This is a genomic window from Burkholderia sp. DN3021 (assembly GCF_049805555.1).
In the GTDB taxonomy this organism is placed as follows: Bacteria; Pseudomonadota; Gammaproteobacteria; order Burkholderiales; family Burkholderiaceae; genus Burkholderia; species Burkholderia pyrrocinia_C.
Genome location: NZ_JBNCAB010000075.1, coordinates 24,279 through 37,127, shown reverse-complemented (window position 1 = coordinate 37,127; position 12,849 = coordinate 24,279). Strand labels below are relative to the sequence as shown.

The 12,849-nt window shown below is 65.9% G+C and carries 7 protein-coding genes; all 7 read right to left on the bottom strand.

Going from position 1 to position 12,849, the window contains the following annotated elements; genetic code table 11:
* Nucleotides 1-541: 541 nt before the first annotated feature.
* Nucleotides 542-2,680 carry a hypothetical protein gene (locus ACPUER_RS28175; protein WP_425132701.1) on the bottom strand — a complete coding sequence of 713 codons (2,139 nt, stop codon included), beginning with the start codon at nt 2,678-2,680 and terminating at the stop codon, nt 542-544.
* 11 nt (nt 2,681-2,691) lie between these two features.
* The gene (locus ACPUER_RS28170) at nt 2,692-6,510 is read right to left on the bottom strand and encodes an AMP-binding protein (RefSeq protein WP_425132699.1); all 3,819 of its coding nucleotides are present in this window, start codon (nt 6,508-6,510) and stop codon (nt 2,692-2,694) included.
* An 89-nt stretch (nt 6,511-6,599) separates the two neighbouring features.
* On the bottom strand, nt 6,600-7,496 hold the full coding sequence (locus ACPUER_RS28165; protein ID WP_425132698.1) for an MBL fold metallo-hydrolase: 897 nt from the start codon (nt 7,494-7,496) through the stop codon (nt 6,600-6,602).
* Nucleotides 7,497-7,501: 5 nt separating this feature from the next.
* Nucleotides 7,502-8,500 (bottom strand): ketoacyl-ACP synthase III, encoded by a 999-nt coding sequence (locus ACPUER_RS28160; RefSeq protein WP_072436873.1) that lies wholly within the window; start codon nt 8,498-8,500, stop codon nt 7,502-7,504.
* Nucleotides 8,497-9,606: a 3-oxoacyl-ACP synthase III family protein gene (locus ACPUER_RS28155; RefSeq protein WP_175959177.1), complete on the bottom strand. Its 1,110-nt coding sequence runs from the start codon at nt 9,604-9,606 to the stop codon at nt 8,497-8,499. Before ACPUER_RS28155 ends, ACPUER_RS28160 begins: the two co-directional genes overlap by 4 nt.
* Entirely contained in the window at nt 9,606-10,493 is an 888-nt protein-coding gene (locus tag ACPUER_RS28150) for a hypothetical protein (protein ID WP_175959176.1), read from the bottom strand. The genes ACPUER_RS28155 and ACPUER_RS28150 overlap by 1 nt, the downstream gene beginning before the upstream one ends.
* Nucleotides 10,490-12,145 (bottom strand): AMP-binding protein, encoded by a 1,656-nt coding sequence (locus ACPUER_RS28145; protein ID WP_425132697.1) that lies wholly within the window; start codon nt 12,143-12,145, stop codon nt 10,490-10,492. Before ACPUER_RS28145 ends, ACPUER_RS28150 begins: the two co-directional genes overlap by 4 nt.
* Nucleotides 12,146-12,849 lie beyond the last annotated feature (704 nt).

Below are 12,849 nucleotides of genomic sequence, written 5' to 3'. Positions count from 1 at the left end.
CGGGCGGATTTTGTGTTTAAGGGGCGTTTTTTAAGGGCGGCGGCGGGGGGTTTTTGGGGGCCCGGGATTGTGGGGGGGGGGGGGCCGCTTGCGGGCCCGCCGCGCAGGGTGAAGCGGGGGGCAGAGGGGTGACCATCGACGGGAGCCGGTGGCCGTGATAAAGCGATTTCGTTTTCGTCATCGCATCATGTTGCGCGAACACCCCGCCAACGTGGCAGCGCCCGGGAATGCATTCGCACCTGCACGGCGGTGCGCGAAGCATCGCCAGTACAAAGCAATCCCCGACGTCCGGCAACTGCGAACTCTGATAGTCGAGCGATGTCATGCGGCCGGGCATCCGATCGACGCCGACGTTTTCAAGGTGCATTCGCCATACCGGCGCGAGCCCATCAACCGGGCTCGGGGCCTGTCTGCCGGATCGCCGGCGGAAGGTGTCACCGCTCGCGCCAAGCATCGATTTTAATTTTGAATCGATCGCTTAGGGGCACTCGGCGAAAAGTCGCGAATCGCGGCCGACCCACCTGTGACTGGGGATCAGCAGTCACGGATACGACGTTACGATCGGCTCGGCAACATAGTTTGCGATACTGAAGAATCGATAGTTGCTCAGCAGATCCGGCGCCGGGAACCCCTCCGGATGAATCCGCCCATAAATCGGGCTGTCGGGGCGCAGACCGGCCAGGGTCAACGCGAGCGTGAATTCGTTGAACGGCGCCATGAACTGACGCGACACGAAATGCATGCCCCAGTTGAACACCGACGGAAGCTGCTCGGTGCGCAACCACGTGTCCGGCCCGCCCGGCGCACGCGCGCAAAGATTCTCCGCCCACGGGCTATGTCCTTCCACGATGAGAAAGCCGTGCTTCGCGTGGCGCTTCCAGCGGGTCAGGAAATCGATGAGATCCGCAGCCGCCACGTAACCGGGAACAAGGCCTTCCGCATCGCTGTACGCCACCTTGAACGCACGCTTGATCTGGTCGAGCGCGATCGGCAACTCGGCCTGATCCGATACCTTCAGGATGCCTGCATAGTGCTGGTCGATAACCGCGCGCAGGCGGGCTCGATCGACGGTGCGGAGATGGCGCTCGAGGATCGCTTCGGCGGCGTCCTTACGCCGGATGCCCAACCGGCGGTTGTGGACCAGGAACATGAAAGTATGCAACAGGTCGCTCAGCCGCGCCGGGCGCATGCTGCCGTCCGGCTGCCTGACGGTCAGGCCGCTTTCGGCCACGGCTTCGTCGTAGCGGTCGGGCTGGGAAATGTCGGCGGCGATCACGCGTACCTGCACACCGGGGATGTCCTTCAGCACAGACAGCGTGGCGGCGGCGCGACCGCGCGCGGATTCGTTGTAGTCCGCGCCGATCACGAGCAGCGGATAGGTCGCGAGGTGTCGGCCGCGCCGCGTCGACGTAATGACGTATTCCGCCAGGCGCTTCACTGCGCTGCCGTCGCCGCAGCCCATGTCGGCGATGCCGGCCGGCTGGCGATCCAGCGGCGTGTCGTCGAACAGCTCGCGCAGGATTTTCGTCGTGATTTCCTGCGACGCCGGCCCCGACCCCGCGCCGCTCGACGCATACACGTTCATCACGCGATCGATGTGACCGTCGCTATCGATATCGAGCGGATCGGGGTTGCCGAACAGGAGTTCGTCGAGCAGCGCATACGAACGCAGATAGGATGCGGGCAACCCCGCGTATGGGGCGGCAATCGGCCGGTGAATCCGGCCCGACTCGGTGAGGCGCACCTTTTCCCGATCGATTTCCGCCATGCCGAACTTGCACATCAGCGCCCATGCCGCGTGCAGGACGACAGGATCAGCATGCGGCCAGGCGCCGACCGCAACCCCGCCGGGCTGCTCGTCGAACTTGCCGAGGATTCCGGGCGCCGACTGCGAGTACTGGCCATCCGGCTGTCTGTCGAACACCGGCATATCGAGCGCGACCCAGGTCGGGCCGAGCAGCAGGCCGTCCATCGCCGTGCGTAGCTGTCCATTCACCTGGCGCTCCAGATCGGTGGCCGGGGGCGGAAGCTCCGGCCAACCCGCCACGCAGATTCGCGCGAGCTGCGCATACAGCACGCTGTCTTTGGCCGCCACGCGCGTTCGATGACATAGAGCATGCAGATGCTGGAGCACCGATGTGGCATCCGCCAGTTGCTCGAACAGCGGCCGGGCGCGCTCGACGCACGTGACGACATATTCACCGGCCGGGGTGAGCGAATATTCTGCGTCTTCGTCGCCGCGATCGAGGGTCAGCCAGCCGGCCAGGCTCAACAGGTTGAGGGCGCCCCACAGCACCCCCAGGTTACGGGTCGGGTCGGGCTGGCGGGACTTCGCGAACGCGCGCATCGAGCGGGGCGCTCCGGCCCGCAGGCCGCGGAACGCGCCGGCAAACACCAGGCGCGCCAGCGTCGGCACCAGCACGATGCCGCTTGCCCAGTTGCAACTGCGCGTATAGGCCATCACGCGCTGCGCATCGTGTCGGCCGATGCGCAGCGTGGCCGCATGCGTGTGTTGCTCGAGCTTGACCGGCAGCTCCATGTCGAGCACCTCGACGCCGATCGAGGTACCGGCCGACAGGCCGAGCAATGTGCGCGTTTCGTCGGGATATGCGTCGAGATAGCGTTCGAGCTGCCGGGCCAGCGCGGTGGTGGAATCACTCAGGTCGAATCGGGCGTGCATGTTGGACGGTCTCACAGGGTCGAAGATTGAGCTGCAATGGGTGAAGGTGCATCCGAATCGGCGTGCGCTACGGCAACCGCCGGCGCGGCGCCGCGAGTCCGCGGCGCGAGATGGGCGGCCAGCGCGCGAATGGACGGGTAGTCCCAGACCGCGGACGGATCGACGGTCACGCCGAACGTCTCGCTGAATACGACCGTCATTTCGACGGCGAGGATCGAGTCGAAGCCGATCTCGGCGAACGTCGACTCGCGCGTCAATCGAACCTTGCGGTGCTTGAGGCGCTCGCCCAGCCACGCGATGAGCCATTGTTCGACGGCATGAACCTGCTGGCGATCGGTCAGGCTCGCCGGCTCGCTCACGATCGGGGCCGCCGCCGAACCGGCGTCTTCGCCGGCTGGCGCGTCGGGCGCGCGGGAGACCGAACGCGCGTCGGTATTGGCATCCAGCAACGGATCGACGAGTTGGCTTGCGCCCGGGATCGTTTGCTCGATCGAGCCGATCTCGAACCCGGTGCGCGCTGCCCAGTCGTTCAATTCCGCCGACGTGGACAGGGCAGAGCGCAGGCCGACCTGCCGCTGCGCCGCCTCGATCGCGAGTTCGTACTGGCTCTGCGCCCAGTGCAGCGCGCCGTCGTCGATGCGCTGCTGCGCAGCCGCGCGTTCGATCACCGCCAGCAGCAGTCCCCATTGCGCGACCGTGCCGAGCCAGTAATTGACCCAGACGGCGGCGTGCGCGGCGCCGTCGAGTTTTGACGCATTGGCGAGCCCGTCTTGCGACAGCTGTGCGCCCAGCTGGCGCAGCTCCATGGCCAGCGTGCCGGCGCTCAGCGCACTCTCCAGATAGCGCGGCAAATCGTCGCTTCCGTTGAGCAGACTGCTGCCCAGATGAACCAGCAGCGTTTCGGTCGGCCCCTCGAAGATGCGGGTCAGGCGCGCGTCCCGGAAGATCTGCGGCGCCAGGTTGGTCTCGATATAACCCCGGCCGCCCAGGAACTGCATCATCTCGTCAGCGGATTGCGACAGCAGCTCGGAGCCGAGAATCTTCGAAATCAGCAGGCAGTCTTCAGGCAGCGCGACGCCGAGGTCCAGCTCGGCGGCCAAGTGCTCGACCAGCGCGTTGAGCCCATCGATGCGGTGCCGCAGCTCGCCCAGGCGCAGGCGGCTCAGCGGATTGTCCAGCAGGAGCCCGGTCCCGACCTGGCGCCGCGCCCCGTAGCGATGCATCAGCTGCGCACAGCGTTTCATTCCGCCCACGCAGACGGCAGCGATGCCGAGGCGCGCAATGTTCATCGCGTGCTGCGCCACGAACATCCCTTGCCCGATGTCGCCGAGCCGGTACGCGTCGCTGATCCGCGCGCGATCCAGATGCAGCGCATTCTGGATCATGCCGCGCACGCCCATCGTCAGCTCTTCGGCGCCGATCCGCACGCCTGGCGTGCCGGGGCGCACCGCCAATCCGACCATCCCCGTGCCGTCGGCCTGCCTCGCGAACACGTTGATGATCCCCGCCCACGCGGATGAGCCGCTCCAGCTCTTGTTCCCCGTGACCAGCCAGTCGCCGGACTCGATGCGCTGCGCGCGGGTGGCAATCGCGCGCACATGCGAGCCCGCGGCCGGCTCCGTGATCGCGAATGCGGCGAGCATCCGGCCGCTTGCGAGGCTCGGCAGCAATTCCTCGCGCAATGGCGGCTGCGCATGCTGCATGATCGGCAGGATCCCGAGCGTGTTGTTCAAGGCGACAAAGAAAGCAAGGGTCGAATCGATCGCAGCCAACTGCGCAAACACGCGCGACATGTCGCGCTGGCCGAGGCCGAGGCCGCCGTACGAACGGTCGATCGGCATGCCGAGCAGGCCCCGGTTCCCGAAATCGAGCACGACGTGCGGCGGAATGGTGCGACGCTCGTCGATGGTTCGCGAATCGATCCGCGTGCGGGCGTAGTGCCTGAGCCAGTCGTTCAGTTCGTCGACGGTGGCGCTGTCATCGCGCCGACGATCGTTGGCCGCCGGCTTGTCGATGCCGGCTGCCGGGCGCGCGGGTTGCCGGCGATCGGCAGCCGGCGTTTGCGTGCCGGCGTCGACGTCCCACTGCGCAAGGATCGTCAGTGCGCCGTCGCGCAGCTGCGTGCGGCACGTGCTGCGGCGCACCTTGCCACTCGACGTTTTCGGCACGCTGCCGGGCGACACCAACACGATCGCGCTCGGGCCGATGTCGAGGCGGTTCCAGATCGCCTGGCGAATCGCGTCGATGAAGCTGTCGAGATTGCCCTTGCGCTGCGAGCGCTCGACTTCCGCCACGACGATCAGGCGCTCCGCGTCGACCTGGTCGTCCATGAAGGCTGCACAACCGTTCGGCACGAGTTCCGCCACGCCGACGATCAGCGCGTACTCGATGTCTTCCGAGTAGTAGTTGCGGCCGGCCAGGATCACCATGTCCTTGAGCCGGCCGGTGACGTAAAGCTCGTCGCCCAGAATGAAGCCGAGATCGCCGGTGCGCATGAACACCTGATCCCGATGGCCCGCCAGACTGTGCTGGAAGGTCGAATGCGTCTGCTCGTCCAGACGCCAGTAGCCGGCGGCGACGCTCGGGCCGGCCACGCAGATTTCGCCGATGGTCCGATCGGCGCAACGCTCGTTCGTCTCCAGGTCGCGCACGATCACCTGTTGTTCGCCGTCGGTGCGGCCCACGCTGACCAGGACCCGTTCGCCCGGGCGATCCAGCGGCTGCGGCGACACGCCCAGGAACTCGCTGCGCGGCACCACGGATTGCCGCTGGAGGGCGGCCTGGTCGACGCACAGCGTCCGGATCGGATGCTGCTCCGTGCGACCGGCGACGTACAGCGTCCCCTCCGCCAGCCCGTAGCACGGCAGGAAACCGTCGGCGGCGAAGCCCGCGGCGGCGAAGCGCCGCGCAAAATCCGACAAGGTGCTGGCACGCACCGACTCGGCGCCGTTATAGGCGACCCGCAGGCACGACAGGTCGAGCGTCGCCAGCTGTTCGTCGGAGATTCGCCGGCAGCACATCCGGTATGCGAAGTCCGGCGCGCCCGTCAGATCCGCCCGATACTGGCTGATGGCTCGCAGCCACAGGAACGGATGCTGAATGAACCGCTCCGGGGCCATCAGAACACTGCGGAAACCGCCGTAGAGCGACGTCAGGATCACGCCGATCAACCCCATGTCGTGATATGGAGGTAGCCAGCTGACGATCGTGCTCCGCTCGTCACAGGCCAACCATTTGCCGATCATTTCCAGGTTGTGCATCAGGTTGCCGTGCGACACCATCACGCCCTTGGGGCTACCGGTGGTCCCCGACGTGTATTGCAGAAAGGCGATCCGGGATGGCTGCACGCTGGCGGGCGAATGCACGGGATCCAGCGCCTGCGCGCCCCCGACGTCGAGCAGCGTGCTGCCGGATGCATCGGTATCGGCGAGCCAGGTCGTGCAGCGCGCATGGTCCTCGGCCGAACACAGAATCGTGTTCGCGCCTGCGCTCTCGACGATGCCGGCGATCCGCACCATATGCTGCCTGTTGCGCGGCGGGTAGGCGGGAACCGCGATGGCGCCCGCATACAGGCACCCCATGAAGGCACTGACATAGTCGAGCCCCGGCCGGCACAGCAGCAGGACCCGGTCGCCGATGTCGACCGCGTTCTGCTGCAGCAGCGCGGCGACCCGGCGGGCGCGCGTGTCGAGCTCCGCGAAGGTCATCGACTCGGCCTGCTCCTGTTCGGGCGGGCCGCTCAGGAACACGTAGGCGGTTTTGTCGCCGAGTGTGGCGGCCCGGTTCTGAAGCAATTCGCTAAGCGTGGTCGGCAAGGTCGCAGTGGTCATGATGTCGTCGGAAGAGGTATGAAAACAGCGAGCAGCGGCCTGACGCCGGCCGGCGCCCATGCGTTGCTGCGGCGGGAATCCGCAGGAGGCTATTCGGCGCGATGGAACAGATCGATCATGTGCATCATGCTTTTGAGATGCAGGAAATGCGGCACCACCCGTTCGCTCCTTGCCGCATAACGCGCAGTCCAGTGGTGGGCCAGTTCGTGCGTGGCGGTGGCGTTGCCGCGCACCGCGCGTGCGTTGGCCTCGCGCGCATCGAGGCACGCACGTGCATGCCGCACGGCCGATCGGGCGAGCTCGCCGGTGAGGATGCCGTGATGCCCCAATGCGAGCCGCGGCGCCTGCAGTTGCTCGATGACGTCCAGCGAGTGCCGATAGGCAAACAGGTCCTGAAAGACCAGCGGCAGCCAGCTGGTGGCGCCGTGAAACTCGCCGAGCGCATCCGACACGAAACCGATGTCCAGCTGCGGGCAGTAGTAGCCGAACTGGCAACGGCTGTGGCCCGGCAGCGCGATCGTGCGAATCTGCATCCCGTCGCCGATGTCGAGCTGCGTGCCCGGATTGACCGGGTAGAACGGCAGGTCGGACAACTCGGTGAAATCGACGCCGACGGCGGGATCCCACGACCGTGACGCCTGCGCGTCGAGCTGACGGATGGTTCGGCAGGCCGACGGGCTCTGGAACGCATCGAACGCGTCGGGAGAACCGGATACATGGAGCCACGGCATGCGCGACTTGAGCGTCATCAGCAGGCTGCAGTGGTCATAGTGCGAGTGGGTGATCAGCCAATAGCGCAAATGCCGGATGCCGCCGAAGTCCCGCAGCAGGTCGTGAAGCTGCTGCCACACGAGCTCCGTCATGCCGCTCAGGCCGCCCTCGATCAGCGTCGCGGCCTCGTCGTTGACGATCACGTACAGCGGCACGTCAGCCGTGCCGACGAGGGCCAGCCGCTGATCGATCCACCCCGGGGAAGCGTTCAGCATGTCGTTCAGCTCCGGTAGAGCGCACAGGCCCATGTCGCGCCCGCGCCGTAGGTCACGAGGAGGTTGATCTGCCCGGCCGGCATGCGGCCTTGCTCGCGTGCGATGGCCAGCGCGACCGGAAACGCCGCGCTCGCCATGTTGCCCAGCTGATCGACGGAAATCATGCACCGCTCGCGGGGCAGCCCGAGTTGCCCGATGACCGCGTCGAGGATGCGCAGGTTCGGCTGGTGCGGCACGACCAGGCCGATATCCCCAATCGTCAGCCGGTGCTTGTCGAGCATCTGCCGGCACGCGTCGACGATGCGCCGCGTGGCGTCTTCGAACATCGGCCTGCCTTTCATCCGGAAATGGTGCCTGCCGGCCGCGATGTCGTCTTCGTCGATGAAGCGCGGGCGTCGCGCGCCGGGCGCTTCCGTGCTGAGCAGGTCGAACTGGGTGCCGTCGGCGCCGAGCGTCAGGTCGATCAGCCCGTGCGCCGGGTGGTCCGTCGCTTGCAGCAGCAGCGCGGCGGCGCCGTCGCTCAGCAGGATCGACAGATTGCGGCCGGCATTGCTGGAGTCGATCCGCCGCGACAGGGCCTCGGCGCAGATCAGCAGCACGTTGCGATACAGGCCGCTCGCGAGGAAGTGGCGCGCGATCTCGATCCCGTAGAGCCCGCCGCTGCATTGCGCGCGGATATCGAAGCACGGAATCTCCCGCAATCCGAGCCGGGGCTGGATGTAGCATGCTTGCGACGGATCGTGATGATCCGGCGACAGCGTATTGACGATCAGCAGATCGACGTCGCGCGCCGTGACGCCGGCGTCGGCCATCGCCCGTTCCGCGGCGGGGCACGCAAGATCCGCCAGATGCTGATCGGGGGCAAGATAGCGTCGCGCCACGACGCCGGTTCGTTCGCGAATGAACGCGTCGCTGGTGTCGATCATGCCGGCGACTTCGTCGTTGCTGACGATCCGGTCCGGCAGTGCGTGGCCCATCCCGGCGATGACGAGTCTGGCGGTCATGTCCGCACCTCCTGCTCCGTCACGGCGGCGACGGCATCGCCCGCATCGGTCACGACGGTTTCGCCCCAGCGCCACAATTGCGCGCCGAAGCCCCAGCCGGCGCCTGCGCCGGCAATCACGACCAACGATCCCGGCCGGATCACGCCTTCCCGGATCGACTCGGCCAGCGCAAACGGCACGGCGGCCGACACGAGGCACGCACAATCGGCGACGCGAATCACGTATTGGTCGGGCTTGAGCCCGAGCCGCTGCGCCCATGCGCGCACGAGCAGCGCCGACGGCTGATGGAACACCATCGCATCGATGTCGGCGATGCCCGTTCCGCTCCGCTGCAACAGCCGCTCGACGATATCGGGAATGGCCACAGGCATGAAACGCGAAATCGCCTCCTGCGCTTCGGGCTTGAGCGTGAAATACACGCCGAACGGGTTGTCGGCGTCGGTTGCCGCGTCGTCGTCTGCCGCATCCCGCGCGTTGCGCCACTGCATCGTCACGAGGTCGTAGCGGGTTGCATCGCTGTGATACGCGGCATCCAGCCAATCGGCGCCGTCGGGATCGGCCGGCTCGGCGACGAGCACGGCCGCGGCTGCGCCATCGCCGAAGTTCGTCGACGATTTGCTGGTGTAGTCGACCACTGCCGACATGCGCTCCGACGAGCACACCAGGGCCCGCTTCACCCGTCCCTGCTTGATGAGGTTGGTGGCGATCTGCAGTTGCAGCACGAAGCTCGCGCATTCCATCTCGACATCGGCGTCGAGCGCGCGCGTGGCGCCGAGCCTGTCGCGCAGCGCACGCGCCAGCCGCGGCGCGAAACGGCGCCGGCCGTCGGCGAGCGAGACGAACGGCGACGTCATGTTGAACAGCACCAGATCGAGTTCGGCGGCCTCCACGCCGGCACGGGCGAGTGCGTCGCGGGCCGTGCGCTCGGCCAGCGCAAGCTCGGATTCGCCGGCATCGGGATCGATCATGTAGCGCGATTCGATGCCCCAGAATTGCCACCATTCCGACGGAATGGGCTCGACGCCCGCGAAGACGGGATCGTCGTTGGGTACCTGGCGTGCCGGCAGGCGGCAGGCCAGACTTGCGATTCGGACGTTGTGCACCATCAGACCTCCATCGTGCTGCAGGCGATGCGCGGCCTGAACGGATCCAGCGTCATGGCGACCACCGTATGTTCATCGTCACGCAACGACATCGAATTTGCGACGCGGGACGCGAGCCACGCGGGCAACTGGAACGGGTTCGGGATGTCCGTCGAACCGGCGACGACATCGACGTGGAAATCGCGACCCACGCCGGTGGCGATCGATGGCCATCCGCTCAACCACGATTCGCAAAACAGCGTGGCGGCGCGCCGGTCGATGCGGCTCTGCACCGCGTCGACCATCGCGCGCACCGCGGTGGCAGCATTGGCCGGTTCGGCGTCGAATCGACCGGTTGCGTGATCGAACCGGCTCTCGAAGCGGGCCAGTGACAGGATGCCGTTCACGCGCCGGGCGGGAAGCGCGTCGAGCGTCGCGAACGGGGGCGACTCGAGGTCCGCGTAGCGGCCGGCATAAACGCGGTCATGGCCGGAAGGCGTCAGGACGATCGCCCCCGCGCCGTCGGCGAAGCCGCTCGTGGTCACCTGTTCGACATCCGCGAGCGCCTCCGCGCGAACGACGAGCGCGCGTCGATAGCCGAGCTGTTTGCAATGGCTTTGCGCGAGATCGAGTGCGAGCGCCCAGTCTGCGTCGAGCAGATCGAACACGGCCGCATGTCGCGCACGCAGGTCGCGCTGCACCGGGTGCGCCAGCCGCGGCCCGGCGATCGTCGGTGCGTCCGCCATCCGGCTGGGAGAAATCGACAGGCTGACGATCAGATCCAGTTCCGACGGCAGGCAACCGGCTTGCAGCAGCGCCTGCCTGGCTGCCTTGATCGCGTAATCGTTGGCGCAGGATTGCGCGGTGGTCGCTGGGTCCGGAATGGCCACCGCGGCTCCGAGAATTTTCATAGGGCGTGCTCGTTCTGGATTGCTTGATTTACGGGACGCGTCGCGCCATGACCCGCCTGCCGGAGCACGGCGCGACGCAATTTGCCCGATTCGTTGCGCGGCAGACTGCCGGCGTGATAGGCAATACGATGCGGACATTTGTACGGCGCAATCACGCTCTTGACGTGCTGCTGCAGCTGCGTCGTCAACGCCTCCGAGCCGTCGACGCCCGGCCGCAGCACCACATGCGCACAGATGAGCGTGCCGCCCCATTCGTCGATCTGTCCGACGACGCCGCATTCGGCGATATCGGGATGGCGCAGCAGCACCTGCTCCACTTCGCCGGGAGACACCGTGTAGCCGGAGCTGATGATCATGTCGTCCGCGCGCGCCTGATAGAACAGATAGCCGTCCTCGTCCAGGTAGGCGCTGTCGCCCGTCAGGTTCCAGCCGTGCTTGACGTAGTCGCGTTGCCGCGCGTCATTCAGGTAGCGGCACCCGGTCGGCCCCTGCACGGCCAGATAGCCGATTTCGTAGGGCGGCAGGCATTGGCCGTGCTCGTCCACGACGGCAAGGCGGTAACCGGGCACCGCCTTGCCGATCGCGCCGTCCTTCGCGCCGGTGTCGCCTGTCGACGCGAAGATATGCAGCATCTCGGTCGACCCGATTCCGTCGATCAGGTGCAGGCCGGTGCGCTCCTGCCATGCGTCGCGCGTCCACGACGGGAGCGCCTCACCCGCCGACACGCATTTGCGCAGGGACGACATGTCATGCCTGTCGAGATGGTCGAGCATGGACCGATAGGCCGCCGGTGCAGTAAACAGGATGCTGACCCGATGCCGGTCGACGGCGGCCAGCAGCCGTTCCGGGCTCGCTTTCGGCAACAGCACGACGCTCGCGCCGACACTGATCGGAAACAGCAGCAGCGCGCCGAGGCCGAACGTGAACGCGAGCGGCGGCGACCCGCAGAAGACGTCATCGGCCGTGGGCCGGAGCACGTGCTGCGGAAAGCAGTGGCAGGCTGCCATCACGTCTCGATGAAAATGGACGGTTGCCTTCGGTTCCCCGGTCGTCCCCGACGTGAACGCGATGAGGCAAGGATCGTCCGCGCGCGTTTCGACGGCCGCGAATTCCGCTGAATAGCCGCCGAGCCAGCGCGCGTGCGGATGCGTGTCGTCCGTCTCGTAGCGCCGAACCTCGCCACGCCACTGCATCCTCGCCATCGCCGCGTCGAGCTCGGTCGACAGCCCGGCCTCGCAGATGACGTGCGTGACCCGGGCTCGCCCGATGATGGTCGACAGTTCTCCCGCGCGCAGCTTCGGCATCGTCGCGACGGCCACGCCACCGGCCTTGACCACGCCGAACCACGCGGCGGCAAGCATCGGGTGATTGGCGCCGTGCAACAGCACCCGATTGCCGGCCACCAGGCCCGCATCGCGGACCAGCATGTTGGCGATCCGGTTGCCGGCATCGCGCAATTCGCGATACGACCATGCGATGCCCGACTCGGTCCTGATCGCAACGCGATCGCCCCAGCCCCGTTCTTCGACTGCGGTATCCAGCAGCGCGGCGGCGCAATTGAGAAACGGCGGAAACTGCAGCCCCGGCAAGTCAAAGACAAACGTCGGCCAATCCTCGGCAGGGGGCAAGTTCGCGCGGCAAAAATCGTCCATCGTCAGCGCTCGCAAGAGTGTGAGTTCGAAGTCCGCAATAGCAGTGCGGCGCCGGCCGGACCATATGATCGGGCCCGTCCCGCACAGCCTGAATCGCGATGCCAAAGAGATGTGGTCGAGGCGGCAGGCACATGTCGCCGAGCGACGCACAGAGAGCCCGGTCAATCACATGATGGCTTGCCGGTTTTTATAGATTCATTCCGTCTCATTTCATTTTCAAAAAAATCAACAATCAATCGATTTAATGCAGATCAATAGAGATTCTTAATTATTCGATCGATGCAATGGGCGTCGAAAAATTCTTGCCGCAAGCTTAACGGAAGTAAGATTGGAAAGTAAACATTCGTATTGGTGAATAGCTCTAGTTATTGATTGAAATCGATGTCGTCAAACATCTTAATTTGATTGAATTAATCGACTCCGGTTAATCATCTTGGGATTTGTTGACTCCGGTTGAGCATGGTTACCGAAGCAGTGAATAAAGCATCGCGAAGTTCACCGACGCGAAACGAGCGTCGCTTCACGAAGCGGATTGCCCCGCGCGAAAGGCCCGCGCTCCCGGGAGCAGCGGAGCCTTGGGTCGGTTTGGATAGCGAATCAGGGATCCTGGCGCCGGGGTCCCAGGTTGCGCCCATATAGATTTTCGCAATTGTATTAACGAATATTTTGTTTTAAGTGGGAAATGGAAATGTCTCGGCTCGAGG